General features: G+C 64.2%; 23 protein-coding genes. 1 reads left to right on the top strand and 22 read right to left on the bottom strand.

What is annotated here, in order from left to right; all coding sequences use genetic code 11:
* Window positions 1-350: 350 nt before the first annotated feature.
* Together AAHM44_RS04570 and AAHM44_RS04565 are read right to left on the bottom strand one after the other, a co-directional pair.
* Window positions 351-1,196: an HNH endonuclease gene (locus tag AAHM44_RS04570; protein ID WP_342249210.1), complete on the bottom strand. Its 846-nt coding sequence runs from the start codon at window positions 1,194-1,196 to the stop codon at window positions 351-353.
* The gene (locus tag AAHM44_RS04565) at window positions 1,197-2,783 is read right to left on the bottom strand and encodes an AAA family ATPase (protein WP_342249209.1); all 1,587 of its coding nucleotides are present in this window, start codon (window positions 2,781-2,783) and stop codon (window positions 1,197-1,199) included. It abuts the gene before it with no gap.
* Between the two features lie 170 nt (window positions 2,784-2,953).
* Here AAHM44_RS04565 and AAHM44_RS04560 point away from each other — a divergent pair, with 170 nt between their 5' ends.
* Window positions 2,954-3,547, top strand: coding sequence for a sce7726 family protein (locus AAHM44_RS04560; RefSeq protein ID WP_342249208.1), 594 nt, complete (start codon window positions 2,954-2,956; stop codon window positions 3,545-3,547).
* Here the strand turns inward: AAHM44_RS04560 and AAHM44_RS04555 are convergent.
* The 20 genes from AAHM44_RS04555 to AAHM44_RS04460 form a co-directional block, all read right to left on the bottom strand.
* Complete coding sequence (locus AAHM44_RS04555) at window positions 3,507-4,589, bottom strand: beta family protein (RefSeq protein WP_342249207.1); 1,083 nt, start codon at window positions 4,587-4,589, stop codon at window positions 3,507-3,509. The genes AAHM44_RS04560 and AAHM44_RS04555 overlap by 41 nt on opposite strands.
* Before the next feature lie 12 nt (window positions 4,590-4,601).
* On the bottom strand, window positions 4,602-5,867 hold the full coding sequence (locus AAHM44_RS04550; protein ID WP_342249206.1) for an XRE family transcriptional regulator: 1,266 nt from the start codon (window positions 5,865-5,867) through the stop codon (window positions 4,602-4,604).
* Window positions 5,864-6,331 carry a DUF6932 family protein gene (locus AAHM44_RS04545; RefSeq protein ID WP_342249205.1) on the bottom strand — a complete coding sequence of 156 codons (468 nt, stop codon included), beginning with the start codon at window positions 6,329-6,331 and terminating at the stop codon, window positions 5,864-5,866. Before AAHM44_RS04545 ends, AAHM44_RS04550 begins: the two co-directional genes overlap by 4 nt.
* Window positions 6,332-6,717: 386 nt before the next feature.
* Entirely contained in the window at window positions 6,718-6,840 is a 123-nt protein-coding gene (locus AAHM44_RS04540; protein WP_342249204.1) for a hypothetical protein, read from the bottom strand.
* Window positions 6,837-7,844, bottom strand: a complete 1,008-nt coding sequence (gene cydB / locus AAHM44_RS04535) for a cytochrome d ubiquinol oxidase subunit II (RefSeq protein WP_342249203.1) — start codon at window positions 7,842-7,844, stop codon at window positions 6,837-6,839. Before cydB ends, AAHM44_RS04540 begins: the two co-directional genes overlap by 4 nt.
* On the bottom strand, window positions 7,841-9,235 hold the full coding sequence (locus AAHM44_RS04530) for a cytochrome ubiquinol oxidase subunit I (RefSeq protein WP_342249202.1): 1,395 nt from the start codon (window positions 9,233-9,235) through the stop codon (window positions 7,841-7,843). Before AAHM44_RS04530 ends, cydB begins: the two co-directional genes overlap by 4 nt.
* A complete protein-coding gene (locus AAHM44_RS04525; RefSeq protein ID WP_342249201.1) occupies window positions 9,232-9,390 on the bottom strand; it encodes a hypothetical protein in 159 nt (52 codons plus the stop codon). Before AAHM44_RS04525 ends, AAHM44_RS04530 begins: the two co-directional genes overlap by 4 nt.
* Window positions 9,391-9,624: 234 nt before the next feature.
* Window positions 9,625-10,500, bottom strand: coding sequence for a DUF4238 domain-containing protein (locus tag AAHM44_RS04520; RefSeq protein ID WP_342249200.1), 876 nt, complete (start codon window positions 10,498-10,500; stop codon window positions 9,625-9,627).
* Window positions 10,501-10,588: 88 nt separating this feature from the next.
* The gene (locus AAHM44_RS04515) at window positions 10,589-11,521 is read right to left on the bottom strand and encodes a nucleotidyltransferase and HEPN domain-containing protein (protein ID WP_342249199.1); all 933 of its coding nucleotides are present in this window, start codon (window positions 11,519-11,521) and stop codon (window positions 10,589-10,591) included.
* 54 nt (window positions 11,522-11,575) lie between these two features.
* Entirely contained in the window at window positions 11,576-11,803 is a 228-nt protein-coding gene (locus AAHM44_RS04510) for an EexN family lipoprotein (RefSeq protein ID WP_342249198.1), read from the bottom strand.
* A gap of 49 nt (window positions 11,804-11,852) precedes the next feature.
* Window positions 11,853-12,449, bottom strand: a complete 597-nt coding sequence (locus AAHM44_RS04505; RefSeq protein ID WP_342249197.1) for a GntR family transcriptional regulator — start codon at window positions 12,447-12,449, stop codon at window positions 11,853-11,855.
* A gap of 4 nt (window positions 12,450-12,453) precedes the next feature.
* Window positions 12,454-13,326, bottom strand: a complete 873-nt coding sequence (locus AAHM44_RS04500) for a phytanoyl-CoA dioxygenase family protein (protein WP_342249196.1) — start codon at window positions 13,324-13,326, stop codon at window positions 12,454-12,456.
* On the bottom strand, window positions 13,323-13,952 hold the full coding sequence (locus AAHM44_RS04495; RefSeq protein WP_342249195.1) for an acyl-homoserine-lactone synthase: 630 nt from the start codon (window positions 13,950-13,952) through the stop codon (window positions 13,323-13,325). Before AAHM44_RS04495 ends, AAHM44_RS04500 begins: the two co-directional genes overlap by 4 nt.
* 186 nt (window positions 13,953-14,138) lie before the next feature.
* Window positions 14,139-15,341: an MFS transporter gene (locus AAHM44_RS04490; protein ID WP_342249194.1), complete on the bottom strand. Its 1,203-nt coding sequence runs from the start codon at window positions 15,339-15,341 to the stop codon at window positions 14,139-14,141.
* A gap of 499 nt (window positions 15,342-15,840) precedes the next feature.
* Window positions 15,841-16,644 carry an NYN domain-containing protein gene (locus AAHM44_RS04485; RefSeq protein ID WP_342249193.1) on the bottom strand — a complete coding sequence of 268 codons (804 nt, stop codon included), beginning with the start codon at window positions 16,642-16,644 and terminating at the stop codon, window positions 15,841-15,843.
* 169 nt (window positions 16,645-16,813) lie between these two features.
* The gene (locus AAHM44_RS04480; RefSeq protein ID WP_342249192.1) at window positions 16,814-17,566 is read right to left on the bottom strand and encodes a LuxR family transcriptional regulator; all 753 of its coding nucleotides are present in this window, start codon (window positions 17,564-17,566) and stop codon (window positions 16,814-16,816) included.
* Window positions 17,567-17,820: 254 nt separating this feature from the next.
* Complete coding sequence (poxB, locus tag AAHM44_RS04475; protein WP_342249191.1) at window positions 17,821-19,545, bottom strand: ubiquinone-dependent pyruvate dehydrogenase; 1,725 nt, start codon at window positions 19,543-19,545, stop codon at window positions 17,821-17,823.
* A 190-nt stretch (window positions 19,546-19,735) separates the two neighbouring features.
* On the bottom strand, window positions 19,736-20,809 hold the full coding sequence (locus AAHM44_RS04470; RefSeq protein ID WP_342249190.1) for a PLP-dependent cysteine synthase family protein: 1,074 nt from the start codon (window positions 20,807-20,809) through the stop codon (window positions 19,736-19,738).
* Window positions 20,810-20,867: 58 nt separating this feature from the next.
* On the bottom strand, window positions 20,868-21,566 hold the full coding sequence (locus AAHM44_RS04465) for a hypothetical protein (protein WP_342249189.1): 699 nt from the start codon (window positions 21,564-21,566) through the stop codon (window positions 20,868-20,870).
* A gap of 41 nt (window positions 21,567-21,607) precedes the next feature.
* Window positions 21,608-21,934 (bottom strand): thioredoxin family protein, encoded by a 327-nt coding sequence (locus AAHM44_RS04460; RefSeq protein WP_342249188.1) that lies wholly within the window; start codon window positions 21,932-21,934, stop codon window positions 21,608-21,610.
* Window positions 21,935-21,963: the final 29 nt, after the last annotated feature.

Below are 21,963 nucleotides of genomic sequence, written 5' to 3'. Positions count from 1 at the left end.
GATGAAATTGACGCTGTCCTGGTGCCGGACCGCGGGCGCGATCTGGGATGTGCTGCAACTAGGTCGTATCCAAACGGTCGCCTTCAGCCAAAGGGCTAAATAGCCGAGATTGCGCGGGGACGGTCATTCGACTCGCCGAGTTGAACGGCGGAAATGGTCAGGACCGAGCCCCTCGCCCGATCGCTTTCGACCAGGTCAAGCTATTCCGCAGCCGGCGCTCGAAAGTCTGCTCCCGCCGAGACCGGTCATTCGCATGCAATCCGCCAGCTCGAGTGCGGCCGGTCCTCACGATGTTCTCTCGCTATCACCTAATCACCTCGCGAAAGCGGCCTTGTAGGCACGATCTGATGTCATTGCGGGATTTGAAGATACCCGCCGCCGACGAACCACGGATTGGTTGCGAGCGTCTGAAACATAACGTGTTGCCAGCTATTGAGGCGAGGTGCGTAGCGAGCTTGCTCTTCGGCGAGATAGGCTTGGACCCCAGCCGCGCCTTTGGTCGCCGCAATCGTGGTGAGATGATCGCGCAGTGGCATGAGATCGTCATTTGCGTTCGACGTGTAGCTCACGCCGAGCTTGACGACATCGAAGTGCCGCTTGGCCCGGAGCCTCGCGACCTGCGGCCAGTGGGCCGGCGCATCGACATGAAAGACAAGGACCGGCGGCCCCGCGACGTCGAGCTGGGCGAAAATCCACTGCTGTTGGGTGAAATCGTCATAATATGGATGGATCGTTTGCTCTTCCGCGCAGGTCGGGAAGCGCGCACGCTTGGCGTTGTTGCAGAAGTCGCAAGCCGGAACGAGGTTGAAGGGACAGACCGACAGATTGGGATAGCGCGCCTTTGGGAGATGATGGTCGAGCACGGTGACGGTGCCGATGCCACAGAGCGGGCATTTGCCGTTTGGCGAGGCGTTCCGGATGGCGCTGTAGATCAACCGTGCTGCGCCGTTCGCCGCACTCATCTGCTGTGAATAGAGTCCTTCAAGCTCCGGCCGGGTCACGGCGCCGACGTTGGGCGCGCGGACGACCTGATGCAGGCTTTGGATGCGAGCAAGCTGATCATAATTGGCGGCCGCGGCAACGAGCTGAGGTGTGATCGCCTGAAGTCGAAGGCGCAACGCCGGATCGGCAACGCCACCAACGCAGGTAGCCAGCACGTCGGCCGCCGCCTGGGGCGGCATCGGCAGCGTCCGCATCTATTCGCCGCCGCCCTGGGGCGGGAGCTGATCGGGCAGCACGAGACTGAGCGCTCGCGCCAGCGCCCGACCCTCGGCACCGAGCTGGCCGCCGAACAGCTCCAATATCTGTTCATAGGTGCGGCCCTCCGCCCGATCGGCGATCAGCTTGTGAAAGCCGGTCTGCGTCACTTCGAGCCCGAAGACCTCGCGGGTCAGCGTGCCGGCATTCTCGCTAAAGGTCTCATGCTCCGGGCGATCGGCGCGGGCTTCGCGACCGACGCGGCTCAGCTTCCACGCGCAGGACCGCGGAACCTCCTGCAGCACGACCGGCGAATGAGTGGCGATGATCGCGACGCCATTGCGGTTGATCAGCAGGTCCGACAGCGCGCGCACGAACGCGGAAAGCAAAGGCGGGTGGAGATGGCTCTCGGGCTCATCGATCAGGACAAGCGATTTCTCTTCGACCAACTCGACCAGGCGGGTCATCGAGAGGAGCACGACCGCATGGCCCGAGCTCATCCGCCGAAACAGGCTGCGCGCGCGCTGTTCGAGGTCCGGTCCTTGGTAATCCGCGAGCGCGGACACGTTGGCCTCGGCGAACAGCGGATCTGCCTCCAGCGTCCGCAGAGCGTTTTCCCAGCGGCGGCGGCGGACGCCCTCGCGGCAGGCGAGCATGCTCTTGGCAAATTCGTGAGCGAGTTCGTGCCCGTCCTTGACGCGCGGGCCGCGCGGCATCGCGATCGGCGCGCCAGTCTGTGGGGCCTCGTGCGTGACCAGACCGACATAGGCGTATCGTTTTTCGCCGCTGCTGGCGCCGCCCAGCGGGCCAGTGGAATCAAAGGCACTGAACGACACCGTAACCAGGCCCGCAAAGCCGGGATCCTCATCGATGTCATCGAGCCCCCAAGGGTTCGCGACGCGATTGCGCAGCTGCCCGACGGGCTGTTGCGGATCGTCGGCCGGCATGCCGAGAAAGGCGCGGGCGAGGAAGTCAAAGCAGCGGGTTTTACCGACGCCATTGCGGCCGATCAGCACATGGATGTTGGTCGCCGGCAGCGAATTTGGCGTGACCGCGAAGCTGAGGACCGGTGGCGGCGCCAGCGCCAGTGGATCGGGCGGAAACAGATAGTCGAAGCTGTAGGGCGACAGTGCGACCTCGCCGTGAGCGAGGCGGTTGAAGCGCTCCCGAACCCGCGACATCTCGATATCGCGCAATAGCGAATTGTGGAGGACAGGCTCGTTGGCGTTGGCATCGAGAATGGCTGGCGTGAACGCGCAGTCGCGCATAGCCGTCAGGAAGCCAGTGCGGACCTCTTCGCCGAGCGAAATCAGCGTCTCATAATAATTCTCGCCTTGGCCAACCGAGAAGTAGGTCACGTCCAGCGCGTCGAAGACCGGCGGCAATTCCGTGCTGCCTTGGTCTTCCGTCATACCCTGGCGCGCAATTTTTGCGCTTCCAAGCTCGACGATCGACCCATCGGCCTGGATCGCGCGGATCGCATAGAGCGTGTACCATTTGAACCAGTCGTTCCAATTGTCCTTGATCAATTGGAAGGTCGGCATGCCTTGGTAGGCAGGCTGCTGATGCCCGACAAAGAATCGCACGCTTATCCGTCATCCCCCCGTTGATGCTCCACCTTAACACGGGAACGCCTGCCGCCGATACGATCGGTTACCTGCGGACCGCCTAGCGGGGTGACGCGGGTCGCCCGGCAGACGGGCGGACCATCGCAAAGCGTTTGCGATTATCGGATATCGGAGGCTATTCAACGCATATGGCGTCGGGGGCACTGAGAGACATCGATATACGCAAGGCGGCCTATGGCCGGCTGCTCGTTCATGCCCAGGCCTGTCCCGACACGCTGGTGATCGACGAACTCGGGCTCGATCATGGCGCCTGTCGCGTCGATATCGCGGTTATCAACGGCCATATCCGCGGGCTTGAGATCAAGGCCGACGCCGACACGCTGGACCGTCTGCCGCGTCAGGTTGCGGCCTATGGCGAGGTCGTCGACAAGGCCTCGCTGATCGCCGCACCTCGCCATATCGACGCCGCCCTCGCGATCATCCCTGACTGGTGGGGCGTCGTCGTCGCGCAACGCGGCCGGCGGAGCGGCGTGACCTTTCACCGGATTCGGGAGGAACGGGTCAACCGCATGGTCGATTCAATGATGCTCGCTCGGCTGCTTTGGCGCCCCGAAGCGATCACGATCCTGCGCGGTGTCGGCGTTGCGGAACGCGATCTACGCGCACCTCGCGAGGCTCTGTATCAACGCCTTGTCGCGGAGCTGCCGAAGCGCATCTTGGCTTATAAGGTCCGCGAGACCCTCAAAACCCGTTCAGCCTGGCGAGATCGTCCACCACTTTAGTGATGTGATGGTTGGTCGCGACCCATTTCCAGGTCGTCTGATTGCCACGCTTTTCGCTGCCGGTCCGGCAGCCATCGATATAGGCGCTGCCGGCTGAAAAGGTTGGGCCGAGAAAGCGGCCCGATGCCGTCAGGTAGGAACAGAGGCCGGGATAGGCCTGATTGCTGCCACCCTTGTCTCGCTTCGCTTTTGCCACCAGCCAACCGTCATCCACAGCATAGCGAATGTTAGGCGACCCGCGCATAAAGCGCATGTCACCTTGGGCGAAGGTGACGGCCGCGACGGCATAGTCACCAAAGCCAGGGCGGCGGACGCCTTGGGGAAGCTGCGCGACGAGGGCCTTGTAAAGGAGCCATTCGCGGCGCGGGAGAAATTGGATCGCCTGTTTGAGGTCGGCCAGAGAGTTCGGGAAAGAGGTGGCGATGACGGTGACGCTCCGCGCATCGCCGAAAATCGTCGCACCGCTCAAGGCTGCGGTCACGACGGCGATCAGACCATCCTGCGGATCATATGCCGGGCATTGCAGGTCGAGAAGGATGTCGAGCGCTTCGGCCTCGATCTCGAGGCGCGTCAACAGCGCGTCGACATTAGTGTCGAAGTCCGGATCAAGCGCCTCGTCGAGCGTGCAGCGCAGCGCTACCCCGCGCCCGTCGATGGCGTCGATCAGGAAAACGGCCTGCTGATAATCGTCGTCCCGGTCGAGCGCGGTGACCGGCGTCAGCTCGGCTTCCTGCGCGCGGGTCTCGTCGAACAGGAAAGTGAGCGGATGACGGCCGTCGTCCATCCGCGTTGCGGCGGGCAGTTGGCCCGCGTCGAGCAACGCAGGACCATCCCCCCAGCGCTTTTTGAGTTGTTTCGCGAATGGCGAGAGTTGCTCGCCGATTTCCTTCTTCGGCTTGCGCAGCTCGAAGTCGTAATCGGGCGGTAGAACCTCGATCAGCGGCACGACCGCGGCCTTGAGACCGGGATCGAGCTTTTCGAGCGCTTGATATTCGCCCATCCGCCAGCGGAGCAGCGGGACATAATCGGTCGGCATGATCATCTCCCGCTCTCCCTAAAGCCCGAATTGGCGCCGAACCTCGCCATTGCCGACGAGCGTTCTTAGCAAGGTATAGTCGTCTGCCTCGCGTCGGATACGACCGGCGATGATTGCCGGGCCGACCCCGAAGCGCTTGGCGTCTGTCATGACGGCTTTCTCGGTTCGGGTGTAACGCGATACGCCGAGCTTCCACTTCTCCGACGACAGGAGCACCTCCTGCGCGAACAGGTCGGCATCGCGTTCAACCTGATCGCCGGCCGGTGCGTCGGTGTCGTCGAAGATCGCGGCGAACTCCCCCTCGCCGATATGCAGTTTCAGATGACCGATCTCGTGCAGCAGGGTGAACCAGAAATTGTCGAGCCGATCGTGGCGCAGCGTCAGCGCGACGATCGCATGGCGATCGAGCGAGCAAAGCGCTGCTCCGTCGAGCAGAGTGCCTGGCAGCTGGCGTTCCACGATGAGAGTGATCCCGGCGGCGCGCAGATAGTCTACCGACGCGGCGGGGCCATTGGGATCGAGGCTCAACCTGACCAGGCCTTCGAGCCACGCATCAGAAATTCGACTGCGATCAAAGGTCGCTTCGGGTGGATCGCGATCGGCAACGCTTCGGATGCGGGCTTCCCACGCAGCAATCGCCGCCTCATGCACCTGACCGTTCGACCGCACGGACTTCCGGTGGAAGGCTATCGGCGCATATTGGGCGTGCGCCCCGCGCAGAAAGCCCGGGACGAGTTCGGCGGCCGCCTTGCGCGCCTGTGCCAAGGTGCCCGAGAAATCCTCGAACCAGCCACGCTTATACATTTCGGCGATCGGAAAGGCTTGCCAAGCCTCGGGCGTGACGGCCTCCAGCCGATTATTGCCGACCAATTCAGCGCGCTCGCTGATCCGCACGCTCAGCGCGTCAGCAATTTCGATTAGCCGGTCGAGGCTGGCCGACCGATAGCGCTCGGCTTCATAGCGCTGGATCTGCTGCTCCTTGAGCCCGAGAAAGGTGCCAAGATCCTTCTGACTCATCCCGCGCGCGATCCGCGCCTGGATGAGGATATCTGGCAGGTCATGGAGGCTTTCGGCCGAGAAGGCGCTGATCTGCCCCGAGCGCAGCTTGTCGTAAAAGCTGGCGTCCTCTTTGAGCTCGTCGATCTGGCTCTTGAGGGCAGCGCGCTGGGCCTCGATCAGCACGGCCGGCAAGTCGGTTCGGTCGGCCGACAAAGTGGACGCGCTCGCGGTCAGCTTTTCGATCAACGCTCGCGTCGACCGATATTGTTTTTCATTGGTGATCATGGCGTCGCTCCTTTCAGGGGCGCGAGCGAGACGCGCAGAATGCCCTTGGGCAGGCCGGAGAATTTCTCGACTTGGAAGAAATCGAGGAAGGTATGCCCGAGCCCGTCGGGCGAGCCGGCGATGAACATCTCGCCAAGGTATTTGGCTTTCTGCGCTGCGCGCTTGTTTTCGAATCTCAGAAGGACCGGGTCGAGCAAGGCGAGATCGACGCCGAGATGATCCCAGCAGCCATCATAATCACTGGGATGCGGTTTGGCGGTGACGAAGCTGCCATCGAGGTAGAGAGTCGAACAGCCGGCATCGGCCAGCGCCTGCGCGAGGCGGCGGAATCCTTCGAACAGCCAGCGGCGATGTGGCGTGTTTGCGAAGCGCGTTTCAATCTCATCGATCGACGCATCGTGGATCCCGGGGGGAAGCACGGGCCATGGAGTCGGATAGCCAAGATCGACCAGAGTCGGTATCATAGACACAACAATATAGTTGGGTTGACGACTTGTCTAGCCGCATACGTGTAGTCCCCTAAGAGGCCTGCTTTTGACCTTCACCAACCTCCCGGTTGGAAATCGGCTCGTCTGATATCCGGGCGAGGTTGCGATCGGCTGGCAATGTCCGGTCTCGACGGAAGCAGTCGTTGGAAGATGTGACTGGGAATGACCGGAAAGTCCCAATTTCAGCCGTTGCAGCCTCCGTGAACGGCAAGATTTGCTAACGGTAGGTTTCGGTATCGCCGGCAGGCCGTCTTAACGTCCTAAATTAGGGCGCGAAGCAGCCATTCGGGTGAGTGGCCGCGATTGGATCGATAGCCGATCGACCACCTTTATTAGTTTACGGCTTAGGCATGCCGGTCAGCTCAGAGGCCCGTCGCGATCAGCATCAGTATGCCTCGCAGCGCATAGGCAAGGACGGCCACCGTCAGTGCCGATACCATCCAGAGGCCCATGAACCAGCCGAGCCGCCGCAAGCGAGTGCTCATGCATCCCAGCCCGCCACGGGCGTCTTCCCCCGGAAGACATGGTAGGCAAAGGCGGAATAGGCCAGCACGATCGGCGTCACGATGCTCGCGCCGACCAGCAGGAAAATATGGCTCGATGTGGCGGATGCTGCCTCCCACAGGCTGAGCCGGAACGGCACGACGTCGGGGAAGATCGCGAGGCCGAGGCCGACGATAGCGGCGGCGATCATGGCGATCACCCAGGCAAACGGGGCGCCGTCAGCTGCCCGGTCGATCGAGATCCAGGCGGTCAGGCCGCAGGCGAGAAACGCCGCGACGCTCAGGCCGAGCGGTAGCGGCATGCGTGCCCAGGCCGCCGCCATGCCCGGCTGCACGACGACGGCCGCTGCGAAGGTCGCGGCACCGAGCAGGAGAGTTATGGGCAGTATCCGCTGAAGCGCGCGCGTCGCGAAGCCTTGCAGCGCGTCCGTCCCTTTGAAGCGGAGCCAGGCGGCACCGAACGCTCCCTGTCCGGTTACGAGCGCCACGGCGCTCAACAGCGCGAAGGGGCGGAACAGGTCGGTCACCTGTCCGGCGAACGACCAGCCGCCGACCGCTGGCGCAACGGTCACGCCCTCTACAAGTCCGCCGACGATGAGCCCCTGCATTGCGCCCGCCGTGATCGAGCCGATGCCGAACGCCAGGTCCCAGCCGCGGCGCCCGGCCACCTGCTGCACCCGGAACTCGAACGACACCCCGCGCAAGCCGAGCGACAAGAGCATGATGACGAGCGGCAGGTAGAATGCGGGCAGCAGGATCCCATAGGCGATCGGGAAGCCGGCGAGCAGCGCCACGCCGGCCATGATCAGCCATGTCTCGTTGCCGTCCCATGTCGGCGTGATCGACGCGACCATGCGATCGCGCACCGCCTCGTCGGGCTGGAACAGGAGCAGCGCGCCGACACCAAGGTCGAAACCGTCGAGAAGGACGTAGAGCGCAAGGGCAAAAGCTACAAACAGCGCGGACAGCAGCGGCAGGTCGATCATCGCTCCAGCACCTTGCCCACGATTGCCGGGTTGAGCGCGGGTTTCAGCGAACCGCTTGCCTGCGCCTGTGCCGGTGCGTCCGCCGGCCCGCGCCGGATCAGCCTTGCCGCGAAGACCAGGAAGGCACCCAGGAACAGCGCATAGACGCAGGCGAAGGCGATCAGTGTCGAGAGCAGGGTTTGCGCCGGTACGGGCGATACCGCGTCCACGGTGCGCAGCATGCCGTAGATCACCCAGGGCTGACGTCCCGTCTCAGCGAGATACCAGCCGCCCAGCGTTGCCAGGACACCCGAAGGGGTCATCGCCACCAATGCCCAGAGGAACCAGCGGGTCGTGAACAGCCGGCCCCGCCAGCGCAGCCAGAGCGAGGTAACGGCAAGGCCGAACATCAGGATTGCCAGGCAATACATGACCCGGAAACCGTAGAAGACGAGCGCCATATAGGGCTGGCGGTCGCGCGGCGTGTTGCGCAGGCCTTCCACCCGCCCGGTCAGGCTATGCGTCAGCCAGATGCTGCCGAGATAGGGCGTCCCGATCTCGACGCGGTTGCGCTGCGCCTTCTGGTCCGGAACGACGATCCAGTTATAGGCGGCAGGCGAGGCCGACTGTTTTTCCCAGAACCCTTCGGCCGCCTGCATCTTGGCCGGCTGATGCTGGAGCATCTGGCCATACAGGATGTCACCGAGGAACACCTGAAGCGCGATCAGGACGGTCGCAAAGCCGATCCCCATCGAGACGGTGCGCCGCGCAAAGGCTTCGTGGCGGCCATGGAGGAGATACCAGGCGCCGATGCCAGCGACGGCAAAGGACGCTGTGATCCAGGCCGCGGTCAGCATATGCGGCAGGCGATAGGGCCAGGACGGGTTGACGACGACCTTCCACCAGTCGGTTACCACGAGCCGGCCATGTTCGAGCGTCACGCCGGCAGGTGTCTGCATCCAGCTGTTGGCGGAGAGGATCCATGAGGCCGAGAGGATCGTGCCCAGCGCGACGAGACATGTCGCTGCGAAATGGAGCCGCGGGCCGACCCGGTTCATCCCGAACAGCATGATGCCGAGGAATCCCGCCTCGAGGAAGAAGGATGTCAGCACCTCGAGCCCGATCATCGGGCCGATCACCGGACCCGCCATCTGCCCGAACCGCGCAAAGCCCAGGCCGAACTCGAACGAGAGCACGATGCCCGTCACCACGCCGATCCCGAACGTCATGGCGAAGATGCCGAGCCAGAACCGGTAGATCTCGAGGTAGAGCGCATCCTTCGTGCGCAGCCACAATCCTTCGGTGATGGCCAGGAACATGGCCAGGCCGATCGAGATGGTGGGGAAGATGATGTGAAAACTGACCGTGAAGCCAAACTGGATCCGCGCCAGCAAGGCAGCGTCGAGCGTCACGCCTGCCTCCTGCGCGTGACGGCCGCGAGCGCGGTCGCGATGCCGACGAAGAGGATCAGCGAAGCGATCGCGAGGCTCAGGCCGAACACGCCCAGGATCGCGAAAAAGAAGGCGATGCCCGCTATTGCTGCCAGAAGGCCGAGAACCGCGTTCATGCGATGAGCGTCCGTACCGGATTCTGGCGCCTGCTTCCCGCGTGCGATAGTCGTGACCGCCCGCCTGCCAGGGTGAATGTCGCACCCAATCTCATCATCGGCGCATCCAAACCTGCCTTGCGAAGGCTCGCTGGATGCTACCCGGAGGCGACCGCTGCCTTGTTGGCGACGGACGGCTTTTGGACATGCGCGCTCTATTCGCTGCGCGACCCGGCCATCATCGGGACTCCGGCACTATTCTAGCGGCTGAACGCCAACATAGCCGATATGGTGGGACAGCGACGCAAGGAGCGGCTCGGACCGGCCCGCGATGACGGTCGAGCGCGCGGCCGTCGCCTCGTTCATGAGACGGACCTGCTCCATGTCCACCTCGATGATTTCGACGTCGCGGGTGCGGGCAAGCTGGCCGACCGCGATGTCCGAGGTCAGGGGAATGAATAGCGTCTTGCGTGACCAGCGCCCTCCCGGCAGCCGAAAGGGGGCGGCTGCACCGGGCACGTCCCCGACGATGAAGCTTCGCGCCGGATCGGTGATCCTGTAGATCGCGAGGCCCATCTTCTCGAACTGGGCCAGGACCTCGGGCGAGGGGGCGGCTGCCTGCGCGACGATCACGGCATTCTTCGCGACGCGCGCGTGCAGCCCGGCTTCGTCGGGATCGCGGCCGGTTTCGGCACGGGTCGCGCGGATTTTCTCGACGGTCGCCGCGATCTTGTCGTCGAAGTCCATCTGTTCGGCAAAGGCTGCGATCGCACCGGGTGCGCGCTTCAGATGGTAGTAGAAGAAGTGATCCCAGAAATGCCACGCTCCCTTGTCGAGATCGGGCTTCTCGCCGTTCCGAACGATCGCGGCGAGGTCGTCGATGAACTTGGCGCCGGCACCTTCCATGTCGGCGAAGAACGTCTCGAGCGCGATATCCTCCGTCCCGTCGGGATGAACCAGCGTGTAGAGGTCATTCACGACGAACAGATTCTGGGTGGCGTTGGTCCGGATGTCGCCCTTTGCAAAGTCGCGGCGCCAGAACCAGAGTTGGCCCTTCTCGTTCGTGAAATGACGCAGCATCATTTGCGGGATGAAATGGTGGCGCCGAGGAGGGTTTTGCTTCTTGGTCATCTGGGCTCCGGAAGGGCCGGTACGGGAAGGGAAGGCGTCAGCCCGGCCGCAAACAGGGCCATTGCTATGGCGGGGCGAGGCCTTCCGGTTAGGAGGGGCCGGCGCCGGCCTGCTGCTCGAGTGCGGCCAGCCGCTCGGTGCAGATCGTGTGCACGATCGTGCCAAGCTCTTCGATGCGTACCGCGAGCCATTCTAGCTGCTCGGCAGTGATGCGATAATGCTTCGAATATCGCGCCTTCACATAGGCTTCCTTGAGCTTTTCCCATGTGGCCTGGTCGACACGGCTCTCCCGCGGCCAGGCATCGATCAGCCGGCGATCGAGGCGCTCGGCCTGTGTGCGGAGGAAACCGATATTGTGGACGTGCGGGGTGTAGAAGGTCACCACCAGCAAGACGCAGTGGTAAAGCCGCTCAGTCGCTTGGTGGAGATCGAAAGCAGCATCTTTCAGATACCCCTTTTCGATGTCGAACTTTGCAATCTCGAACCGCTTAAGCGCCGCGGGAAACCACTCCTCGAAATATTCGCGCGCCATGCCAAGCGCCTGCTCGGGGGTCTTGGGCTTGGGCTCGTGGAGCTCGCTGTCGTCGAACTGGTAGAGCGCGATGCCGTCGCGCCGGACATCCATGAAGAAATAGCGGCCATGGGCAAGGCCGTCATTCACCTCCTGGAGCGTGTGCACGATGAAGTTGACCGGGGTCCGGAGCGTCTTGGTGATCGCCAGCTCGCGGTTCAGGCGGTCCTCGAGTTTCAGCCAGTAATCGACCCGGTCGGTCAGCCGCTTGTCGTTGACGATGATGAGCAGATCATAGTCCGACTGATAGCCCTTGGCGGTGTGCGGCTCGTCCACCCAGCCACCGCGCGCATAGCTTCCATAGAGGATGATCTTCTCGATCCGGCCCTTCTTTTTCCACTGGTGCCGGGCGAGCGCCAGCGCGTCCTCGAATTCCTCGAAGACGATCTGGACGACGCGCTCCAGCTCGCGTTGCTTTTGTGGCGGCAGTTGGTCGAGGTTGGTCCGCATCCGGAACAGCCTAGCAACGAACCGGGATCGATGCACCCTCTGAAAGGCGGCGCGTCACTTCTTGAAAAACTTGCGCAGTCGCTCCTTCGCATCGGCTTCCTGGACCGCGTAATCGGCGTTCGTGCACTCTTCGCCGCGCGTCGCGCCGTCGCGGCACGACTGGACGATCTGACGCGCTTCATCGAGATGCGCCGCGAAATATTCCGTGCTGCGCGGCTCGGCCTTCGAGCAGGCGCCGAGCGCCATCAGGGCGACCAGCGCCGTCACTCCCATCTTCTTCATCTTGCCGTCTCCTTCTTGTGATCCCGCCGCGCATGCGGCCTCCGGCCGTTCAGTCCCGGGCCGCGGCGGCGATCCTCCCCGCCAGCTTGCGTCGCCGGCGATGATAGGCATCAACCGCCTCGGCCAGCGCGTCCCGCTCTCCGTCCCGCAGCAGGGCCGCGATCCGGCCGACCTCGTCCCCGGCATCCGGAATGACCTTCTCCTCCGCGCGGCGGCTCCGGCCGAGGCGGGCCGCCACGTTACCGATCGCCCGGAGCAGTTCTCCATTGTCCGGAGACGCCGCGATCGCCGCGAACACGATCGCCGTGCGCTCGGCGAGACCGTCATGGCCTTCGACCAACGCGGCCGGCGTGGTGAAGGCATGCGGATCGCGAAACGCGATGCCAGCCAGCATGGCATGCCAGTCGAGCAGGATGCACAGATCGGCCTCGTAGAGGATCGGAACCTGGAAACCCTCGCCCGGATTCGAATGCACCAGCCTTTCCCCGGTGAGGCGGTTGAGGCTGTCGCGCACGGGTGTGATGCTGACCCCGAGCTCGGCCGCGATGCGACCCGCCTCCAATCGCGTGCCAGGTGGCCAATCGCCATTGAGCAGGCGGTGCCGGAGCGCGTCATAGGTCGGCTCGAGGACATGTGCCGGGCTCATCATCCTATCCCGCCTGATCCGCGTAATAGCTGGCGAGCATCGCCTCCTGGTCGGGCCTCAACGCATCGATCGCGCCGATATGCCCGGGCAGGTTCTCCTCCAGCAGGGCCGACGGGCATTGCCCTTCGTAATTGCCGAGGTTGGGCCGATGCTGGGCATAGCCCACCAGCGCCGCGAGATCGGGCGGGAAAAGGCGAGCGATAGCGGGCGGATAGGTCAGCCACTGGTTTTCATAGGGCTTCAGCCATCCAAGGCAGTAGCCGATAACGATCCCGCGCCGAACGGCCTGGGTGCGGTTCGCGCCGGCACCGTGCGCGGTTGAGCCGAGGAAACAGATGGCCGATCCCGGACCGCATTCCGCTGCGACCGGCTCGCCCGGGTCTGTCCGCGCCATCCCCTCGGCGCCGTGGCTGCGCGGATAGATCAATGTCGCGCCGTTCTCGGCCGTGAACGGCGTCAGTGGCCAGATGACGTTGATAAGATACTCATGTGCGCCCTTCGCGCCCTGCCACATGTCGTGATCGCGGTGCGGAAACTGCCGGTGTTCGCCAGGATGAATTTCGATCGCCTGCGCGACATTGAGCTGCAGGCGATCGCATGCCGGACCCAGCACCCCCTCGGCCAGCGACAGAATCGCGGGGTGGAGCACCAGCTCGTGCGCGATCCGCGAGCGCTTGAGAAGGCCACCGAACCGTTTGGTGCGTTCGCCGTAGAAGCGGCCCTGGCAAAGCGGCGTGGCCTCGAAGGTCGCATCAAGCTCGGCGTCGAGCGCCGCGATCATTGCGGGCGGCAACGCATCGGGAATGATGCAATAACCCTCGTCGAGCAGCGCGTTCAGCCAAGCCGGTTCGCGCGTGATCGAAGCATGCGCGTTCACTGGACCAGCTCCCGGGCGGCAGGGGCGTGGAGCGCGAGGCTTGCGGTCTCATAGACTCCGCCGCGACGCAGACGATCCGGCGTCTCTTCGTCGATCAGGATATGAAGCCCGACCAGCCAGCGCCCCTCCACCCGGACCGCCGGGCCGAGTGCCTTGCATTCCCACCCGAAGCGCCGGACCTGATCAAACCAGCTTGTCTCGGCGACGCCGGTATATTCCGAGATGCCCGCCGACAGGGCATAGGTGCACAAAGCCGTCACGAGCTGGTCGCGGGCGATGCGCCGGGAAAGCGCCGACTGGTGCCGGTCCAGGCAGAAGCGCGTGATTTCGCGGATATGAGGACCTGTAGGAACCGGGCCCGCGCAAAGATGCGGGTAGATGTCGCCGAGCAGATGCGGCTGGTCCGTACGGAGCAATCGGGCCGAGGCGCGGTGCGCGCCATCCTCGTCGACGAGGATGAGATAACTCGCGTCCGGATTGTCGAACTGGTCGAGTTCAAACCGGCCGTCCAGTACCGGCAGGTCCCATTTCAGGAGGTCGACGAAGACCTCCTTGCGCGCACGGAACATCGCGCGCATCGCCGCGTCCCGATCGGACTGCGTCTTTTCCACGAGCCCTGTGAACATGATCGTCTCCTTGCGGTTGAACCGCGAAGGACATGAACATCAGTGCCCGGTTTCGACCCATACCAAGAAATGGGGAGGGGCCTGCTTTCCAGGGCGCACCGCTGCCCGTATCGGACATGTTCCCGGTGAGCGGGGGCGTTGGATTGAAAGCGGCGAAGACGCTGCGCGGCCCATCGGGTGGAGGGGTCAGACCGCGCAGCGTCGCGGCGCCCTTCGGCGCTGCCCGAGAAGAACCATCGCCAGACCGGCCGCGGCAAGCAGGCTGCCGGCAACAGGCACCGCAGCATAACCCAGACCCAGGCTGATCACGCCCGCCCCGACCGCCGCGCCCAGTGCATTGCCCAGGTTGAAGGCGCCGACATTGATCGACGAAGCAAGCCCGGGTGCCTCGGATGCGGCTTGCATGACGCGCATCTGTACTGGCGGGACGATCGCGAAGGTCGCAGCGCCCCATATCACGAGCCCCAGCGCCGCGGTCACGTGGCTGTAGAGCAGAAACGGCAGCAGCAGCATGATGAGCGCAAGCGCGGCGAGCAGGATTCGGGTGGCGCCATCGAGCGACCAGTCGGCGAGACGGCCGCCAAGCGCATTGCCGATGGTGAAGCCAATGCCGATCAGTACCAGCGCGAACGTGACGAACCCGTTCGATGCACCGGTCAGGTCTGTCAGCAGCGGGGTGATATAGGTGTAGAGCGTGAACATGGCGCCCGCACCCAGCACGGTCGTCGCCATCGCCAGCAGCACAGAGGGATGCGTGATCGCGCCGAGCTCTCGGCGTATGTCGGGCATCTTGCCCGGCGCCCCCCTGGGAAGAGCCACCCACAAGGCGAAAATGGTGACGATGCCGAGAAGCGCCGTCGCGGCGAAGGCCATCCGCCATCCGATCTGCTGGCCGATCCATGTCGCGGCGGGAACCCCGCCGATATTGGCGATGGTCAGGCCCATGAACATGGTCGCGACCGCGCTCGCCCGACGTTCCTCGGGCACCACGCTCGCTGCGACGATCGCCCCAAGACCGAAAAAGGCGCCGTGATTGAGGCTGGTCACGAGGCGCGCGAGGAGCAGTGTCGTATAGGAAGGCGCCAGCGCCGAGAGAAGATTGCCGATAGTGAAGATTGCCATCAGGAGCATCAGCGCGGTCCGCTTTCCGAACCTGCTGAAGGCCAGCGTCATGACGGGCGCACCGACCATCACCCCGATCGCGTAGGCGCTGATCAGGATCCCGGCGGTGGGGATCGATACGCCGACGCCTTGCGCGATGACCGGCAATAGCCCCATCGGGGCGAACTCGGTCGTGCCGATGCCGAAGGCCCCGACCGCAAGGGCGAGCAGCGGCCAGTTGAACCCAGGTTCTTTGGTCTCAGGGACATCGAGTACCACATGCTGCATCGCGTCAATCTCCTCGTACGCCTGTCGACGCCGGAGCAGGGCCCCGGCGCAGCGACCTGCCGCGCCAAAAGAATGGCGGCGGCATCGAGCCTTTGCCTCTGGGACGCCCTCTGCTGGCGAGCAGTTTCTCGCCTGGCACCCAAGCCGGAGCGGCTGGGTCCGGCATCCGCAGCCGGGACTAAATCAACTAATGTGAGTTAGTCCCAGCTGCGGAAGAAAGCAAGTTGTTGCGATGCGGCAAACACCTTCCCTGGCGGGTACGCCCTAACGAGGGCGTACCCGCCAGATCGCTTCGTCCGGCACGAACCGCACCGCTCGCTATCTATGGGGAGGATGCTAGCCAGGAGGAGAGGCGACGATAATCCTCTCCCGCATCACAGTATCTGTGAAGCCGTTTCGTAGGTGACTTCCGCCCGTGCGTCCGGTCGCCTGGCCGGCCCGCGGCAGCAGGCATCTTTCCGGCGGGCCCGTAGCGGGCAGAGTGATCCGCGCCGGAGGTTCACATCCCTGGCTGTTCGGCCCGGTCCATGTTGCGCTTCTCTGCCACATAAGGCTGGCCGCTCTCGGCCCTGACGATCTCGAAGAGCCCCGTTGCCTCGAACAGCGCGGTGAAGTTCTTCATCCCATAGTTGCGCGGGTCTATCGGCGCCTGCCGTTTCACGGCATGCCCCGCGCTCGAGAGCAGCGCCCACCCATCCTCGCGCGCTGCAGCCTCGACGCCACCCCGAAGCGCGGCGACCAGGGCCGTGTCCTGCGCCAGATCGACCAGGGTTCCAGGTTTGTCTTTTGCTACCCCGGAATTGCTCCCCGCCACGCGCGATCTGGTGGGTTCGGTTGCTTCCGGCTCGTCCAGGCTGTCAACATAGAGAAACGTGGTGCAGGCGTTTGCGAACGGCTCCGGGGTCTTGCGCTCGCCAAAGCCATAGACCTCGTGCCCGTTCGCTCTCAGCTGCATCACGAGCGGGGTGAAATCGCCATCGCTCGAGGCAATGCAGAAAGCGTCGAGATCCTGGGTGTACAGAAGCTCCATCGCGTCGATCACGAGCGCGATGTCGGTCGCATTCTTGCCGGTGGAATAGCTGAACTGCTGGATTGGCCTGATGGCGAAAGCATGGAGCTTATCCTTCCATCCCTTCAGTCCGGCACTTGTCCAGTCGCCATAAGCCCGTCGTATGTTGGCGGTTCCGTACTTCGACAATTCCGCCAGGATTCCGGCAATTTTCGCGTGTGAAACATTGTCGGCATCGATCAGGAGCGCGATCCGGCGGTTCGCGGGCGCTATCGGATTTTGCTCGGGGCTCATCAAAGCACTGCACCATCCGGGGGCCGCCCCGTCAACCGCGAGCCGCGGGCCGATTCCTCGAAGGCGTCCAACAGATGCGTCACGGGGCGAGAGCATCGCGGCGGCGCCGATACCGGGGAGCCTGGAACCGCCGGAGCCGCGCTTTTGACCCGGTGGCGCGATTCCCGCCCTATTCCCGCATCCGCCAGCGGAAGATGTCGGCGAAGCTGATCAGGCCATCGAAGAGAGAGCAAAGGATAAGCGACGCGCGCTTCGTTGTGTCATAGCGTTCCCGCGCCACTTTGAGGTGCTGGATGACCGTTTCATGGCTGATGCCGAGGATGCGCGAGATTTCCCAGTCGGTCTTGCCGCGCGCGGCCCATAACACGCAGTCGCGTTGACGATCGCTGAGGCGCGGCCGCTCGGCCGGTCCGTCCCAGCCGGCGAGGCGCCGGCCCGTTGCTATGGCCGCCGCACCGACCAGTTCGGCAACGCCGAGCATCGTCTCGGGCAAGCTTCGGCCAGGGGCGATGACATAACTGCACGAGCCGGTGAGCTCGCCCGGCAGGTGGCGTGGAACGGTGTAGCCATCGCCGATCCCGTGCCTGCTGCCAATGTCGAACATCGACTGCTCCACCTCGGTTACGGGGATGAGCGTCCGGACGCCGCCCCATCTGAACCCGAGAACGCTCCGCTCCGCTGCGCGGCGGACCGGGTCGCTCGCCGCGAGATTGAATCCGACATAAACGTCGGCCCAACTCGCCGGATAGTCATGGATCAGGACCGAAGTCCCGTTCGCTGCGCCCCCGCCGATCTCGAGCGCGAGCGCAAAATGATCGAACCCGAGGTCGCGCGCCGACCGGGCGAGCGCCTCGTGAAGATCATCGCTCGACCGGGCGAGCGTGAGGGCATCGGCAAGCTGTGCCGCTAGATCAAGTCGCATACTCCAACATCTCGGCCACGGATGCGCTCCCAGCCCGCATGGCCCGCAAGCCGCCTTTCGCTGTGGACGTGACAGTCGCGCTTCTCACGGCGCGCATCACGTCATCCGCGTACCGATGGCAGGCGACGACATCCTGCCAACCCGGCCTCAATGCCTGCTCGTATCCGCAAGTGATTGTCGTATCTTGATGAAATGGGGCGATGGTCACCGCAATTCACGATCCGCAAGCTCCGCATGGCCGCCTTATGTGCGGATCAACGCAGATTGGTTCGCGCGAGCTCGATGATCTCGTCGCCCCTGCCACTCAGCACGGCCTTCAGCATATAGAGACTGAAACCCTTGGCCTGCTCGAGCTTGATCGCGGGCGGCATGACAAGTTCCTGCGCGGCCGTACGCACATCGACGAGCGCGGGGCCGGCATGCGCGAACGCGCGCCTGAGGGCCGGCTCGAGCCCGGCGGAATCTTCGACCCGGATACCGAGCACGCCACACGCCTCGGCGATGGCTGCGAAATCCGGATTCTTCAGCTGAACATTGACGTCGAGAAAGCCGCCGGCCTTTTGCTCCATCGCCACGAAGCCGAGCAGGCTGTTGTCGAACAGGACCACCTTCACCGGCAGGTCGAGCTGCGCCAGGCTGAGAAAGTCGCCCATCGACATGGCGAACCCGCCATCGCCCGACATCGAGATGACCTGCCTGCCGGGAAAAGCGGCCTGCGCGCCCAGTGCCTGGGGCAGCGCATTCGCCATCGAGCCGTGATTGGCCGAGAAGAGCAGGCGCCTTTTCCCCGTCATCTCCAGATAGCGCGCCGCCCAGACGGTGGGCGTGCCGACATCGGCCGAGACGATCGCATCGTCATCAGCCAGTTCGCTGATCAGCCGGGCGATGAATTGGGGGTGCACCGGCCGGCCAGGCCCATCGGCGGTCGCGAGCGTGTCGAGGCCATCGCGCGCCCTGGCATAATGTGCCCGGGCCGAGCCAAGGAACTTGCGATCCTGCTTGCGCTCGAGGCGCGGCAGCAGCGCCTGAAGCGTCTCCCTGACATCGCCGACAACCCCCAGCGCGAGCGGCGCCCTTTTGCCGAGTTGCGCGGGGTCCCGGTCGACCTGGATGATGTTGGCTCGCTGCGGGTAGAAATTCCGATAAGGGAAATCAGTGCCCAACATCAGCAGCGTGTCGCAATTCTCCATCGCCTGATAGCCCGAGGAGAAGCCGATCAGACCGGTCATCCCGACGTCGAACGGGTTGCCCCACTCGACATGTTCCTTGCCGCGCAGCGCATGGACCACGGGCGCACCCAGCATGTCTGCGAGTGCCACCACTTCGTCATGGGCGCCTTCGCAACCGCTGCCGCACAAGAGAGTGACCGCGCTGGATTCTCCGAGCAATCCCGCCATTCGCTCGACATCGCCTGCATTTGGCAGCAAACGCGGCGACTGCAGGGCGGGGAAGCGGCCGACCGCTCCTGCCGGCGCTTCTGCCAGCGCGACGTCTCCGGGGACGACAATCACCGCGACACCCCGCTTGCCGATCGCGGCGCGCATGGCGCGATGAAGAACCTCCGGCATCTGCTTCGGGTTGGTGACGACCTCGGCGAAGTGGCTGCACTCGCGGAACAGCTCTTGCGGGTGGGTTTCCTGGAAATAGCCAAGGCCGATCTCCGAGGATGGGATATGCGCGGCGATGGCCAGCACCGGGGCATGATTGCGATGGCAATCGAACAGGCCGTTGATGAGGTGAAGATTGCCCGGACCGCAGGAACCGGCGCACACGCCGAGCTTTCCCGTGAGCGATGCCTCGGCGCCCGCCGCGAATGCCGCCACTTCCTCGTGGCGCGTCATCATCCATCGGATCGAGCCGAGCTTTCGCAAGCTCTCATTGAAGCCGTTCAGGCTGTCGCCGGTCACGCCCCAGATCCGTTCGACACCGGCATCGGCCAGGGTAAGCGCCATGAGCTCGGCGATCGTCTGCTTTCCCATGGGACCTCCTCAATTGATCGGCGAAGCTGCCGCGCAGCCGGGCTCGCGGCGAGCACCTTGAGCCGGACGCGCGAACGGACTGACCGCAGTCAGCTTAGGGCATCTGGCCGCTTGCGTCTTTGGCGGGCGCACCGGCGATTGTAGAATGACGACATTTTCGTGGGAGCGGTGTCCCTATCGCAGGCCAGATTCAGAGCGGCGCTTCGTCGGCGCTGCCGAAAATATCGTCGAACAGCGCGTCATGGATTTCTGGGCGATAGCCATGCGCGGCGCGCCAGTCGGGATCGAGACATGTCGAATGATAGCGTGCTCCGTCGTCGCACAGGAGCGTGACCACCGATCCCGTCTCACCCCTCTCGCGCATCTCCCTGATCAGGAGGAGCGAGGCCCACAAATTGGTTCCCGTCGATGCGCCGCAAGCCCGTCCCAGTATCCGTGTCAGGCGCAGCGCTCCGGCGATGCTGGCGCAATCGGGAACCGCGATCATTCTGTCGATGACATCGGGAAGGAACGAGGGCTCCAGCTGCAGCCGGCCGATCCCCTCGACGCAGGACGGCGCGGTATCGACGCTGGTGATCGCGCGGTCGTGATAATGACGATGAAACACCGAAGCTTCCGGATCGGCGACGCACAACCGCGTCGCCATGCGCCGGTAGCGAATATACCGGCCGATCGTGGCGGAAGTGCCACCGGTTCCGGCGCCGCATATCACATAGCGCGGAACCGGATGCGGTTCGCGCGCCATCTGGTCGAAGATGGATTGCGCGATATTGTTGTTTCCGCGCCAGTCGGTCGCCCGCTCGGCATAGGTGAACTGATCCATGAAATGACCGCCGGTCGTCGTGGCGATCCTTTGCGCTTCCGCACGAACCGTGCGCGGGTCATCGACCTCGTGAACCGCGCCGCCGTGAAAGGCGATTGCGGACAGCTTCTCGGGCGAGGTGCCTCTGGGAAGCACCGCGATAAACGGTAGCCCGATCAATCGCGCGAAATAGGCTTCGGACACCGCGGTCGAGCCGCTCGATGCCTCGACGATGGTCGTCCGAGGGCCGATCCAGCCGTTGCACAAGGCATAGAGAAAGAGCGACCGGGCGAGTCGATGTTTGAGGCTGCCGGTCGGATGGCTCGATTCATCCTTGAGATAGAGATTGATGCCGTTCGCGCCTGCCGGTGCCAGACGGATGAGATGCGTATCGGCAGAGCGGCTGAACTCGCGCTCTATCTCCTCGACCGCCTGATCCCGCCAGGCGCGAATGGCTTCCATCAGGTCCGGCTCCCCGGAACGGAAAGGCCCGGCCGTCCACCTGCAGGCGATGCGCGCCTCAACATTGTTGGCACTCCCTGGTGTAGCGCATCAAGGCCTCCAGCGCAGCCGCCGCGGCCGATACGGTAGCTGCCTGGTCCGCATGCCTCGCTGCGTCCATCCTGGCAAGGAGTGCCGGTGCCTTCTCCTGGACAACCGTCAGCGGGTCTGCCGCCGGGTCCGACGCCCGTGCGTCGTCAACGATCTTCTGCATTGCGCGCACATCGGCTTCGCTCCAACCGGTGCCGGTAGCGGCGGTCGCCGCAATATGTTGCAGCCAAGGACCTAGCGCTTCGCGCAACACGGTGGGTGCGACCGCCGGATCCCATGCGGCCGCCTCGACCACGCCGTGCGCCAGCCGGTCGAGGCCCTGCCTCGCATTGGTTTCAGCGATCGCAGCGCGACGGACGGCTTTCCACTCGGCCCGTGGCGGCTCATCCCCAGCGATCAGTCGCGCATGAAGTCCGGCGACTTTACCGAGCTCGTCGCTCAGAAAGCCGGACTCCTCGAGCCGGTGCATCGTCCACAGCAGCATTTTCGAGGGAAGATGCCGGAGCGAAGCGCCCGGGGCGACGGCGTCGAGCCAGAGGACCAGGGCATCCGGGCTGTCGCCGAGCCGGCCGATCATCTCGAGCGCAGGCGGGATTGCGGCCGGCAGCCCGATCGCCTCCCAATCCGGCGCAGGAGAAGCCGGGCCTGCGCCGATCTGCTCGATCAACTCGCGCCTCACTTGCGGGTCCCCGCGAAAAGCTGCGTACATCATTCGCCGGCACCCTCGAACAGCAGCGAGAGGCGGGTCCGCGATGCCATCCCGACCAGGCGGTCGGCGTCGCGGCCGTCTTCCAGACGGATGAAGGTCGGCACGCTGCGCACGCCGAAGCCGGCAGCGAGCTCAGGCGCATTGTCGATATCGACCTTCACGAAGACGACCTCTCCCATGGCATCCGCCGCCAGACTTTCCGCGATCGGCATCATCGCACGGCAGGGCCCGCACCAAGTGGCCCAGAAATCGACGACCACCGGGATCGATTTGGACAATTCGCGCAGATCATCGAGCGTCGGTTGATCGGGCAGGGGCTCGGTCATTTGAATTCTCTCTCGCTGGTTGGGCTGGC

Origin of the sequence: Sphingomonas sp. OTU376, from assembly GCF_038440415.1 — a bacterium.
GTDB classification, from domain to species: domain Bacteria; phylum Pseudomonadota; class Alphaproteobacteria; order Sphingomonadales; family Sphingomonadaceae; genus Sphingomonas; species Sphingomonas kyeonggiensis_A.
Note: the sequence above shows the minus strand (reverse complement) of the source record. Positions and strands in the feature narration are given on the sequence as shown.

Bases quoted from the DNA above. Each gene is read 5' to 3' on its own strand.
- AAHM44_RS04480 (WP_342249192.1), bottom strand. From the start codon at position 17,566: ATGCGACTTGATCTAGCGGCACAGCTTGCCGATGCCCTCACGCTCGCC.
- AAHM44_RS04520 (WP_342249200.1), bottom strand. From the start codon at position 10,500: ATGACCAAGAAGCAAAACCCTCCTCGGCGCCACCATTTCATCCCGCAA.
- AAHM44_RS04470 (WP_342249190.1), bottom strand. From the start codon at position 20,809: ATGGAAGCCATTCGCGCCTGGCGGGATCAGGCGGTCGAGGAGATAGAG.
- AAHM44_RS04560 (WP_342249208.1), top strand. From the start codon at position 2,954: ATGGCGTCGGGGGCACTGAGAGACATCGATATACGCAAGGCGGCCTAT.
- AAHM44_RS04490 (WP_342249194.1), bottom strand. From the start codon at position 15,341: ATGCAGCATGTGGTACTCGATGTCCCTGAGACCAAAGAACCTGGGTTC.
- AAHM44_RS04545 (WP_342249205.1), bottom strand. From the start codon at position 6,331: ATGATACCGACTCTGGTCGATCTTGGCTATCCGACTCCATGGCCCGTG.
- AAHM44_RS04525 (WP_342249201.1), bottom strand. From the start codon at position 9,390: ATGAACGCGGTTCTCGGCCTTCTGGCAGCAATAGCGGGCATCGCCTTC.
- AAHM44_RS04460 (WP_342249188.1), bottom strand. From the start codon at position 21,934: ATGACCGAGCCCCTGCCCGATCAACCGACGCTCGATGATCTGCGCGAA.
- AAHM44_RS04570 (WP_342249210.1), bottom strand. From the start codon at position 1,196: ATGCGGACGCTGCCGATGCCGCCCCAGGCGGCGGCCGACGTGCTGGCT.
- AAHM44_RS04550 (WP_342249206.1), bottom strand. From the start codon at position 5,867: ATGATCACCAATGAAAAACAATATCGGTCGACGCGAGCGTTGATCGAA.
- cydB (WP_342249203.1), bottom strand. From the start codon at position 7,844: ATGATCGACCTGCCGCTGCTGTCCGCGCTGTTTGTAGCTTTTGCCCTT.
- AAHM44_RS04540 (WP_342249204.1), bottom strand. From the start codon at position 6,840: ATGAGCACTCGCTTGCGGCGGCTCGGCTGGTTCATGGGCCTCTGGATG.
- AAHM44_RS04510 (WP_342249198.1), bottom strand. From the start codon at position 11,803: ATGAAGAAGATGGGAGTGACGGCGCTGGTCGCCCTGATGGCGCTCGGC.
- AAHM44_RS04555 (WP_342249207.1), bottom strand. From the start codon at position 4,589: ATGATCATGCCGACCGATTATGTCCCGCTGCTCCGCTGGCGGATGGGC.
- AAHM44_RS04485 (WP_342249193.1), bottom strand. From the start codon at position 16,644: ATGAGCCCCGAGCAAAATCCGATAGCGCCCGCGAACCGCCGGATCGCG.
- AAHM44_RS04505 (WP_342249197.1), bottom strand. From the start codon at position 12,449: ATGAGCCCGGCACATGTCCTCGAGCCGACCTATGACGCGCTCCGGCAC.
- AAHM44_RS04495 (WP_342249195.1), bottom strand. From the start codon at position 13,952: ATGTTCACAGGGCTCGTGGAAAAGACGCAGTCCGATCGGGACGCGGCG.
- AAHM44_RS04515 (WP_342249199.1), bottom strand. From the start codon at position 11,521: ATGCGGACCAACCTCGACCAACTGCCGCCACAAAAGCAACGCGAGCTG.
- poxB (WP_342249191.1), bottom strand. From the start codon at position 19,545: ATGGGAAAGCAGACGATCGCCGAGCTCATGGCGCTTACCCTGGCCGAT.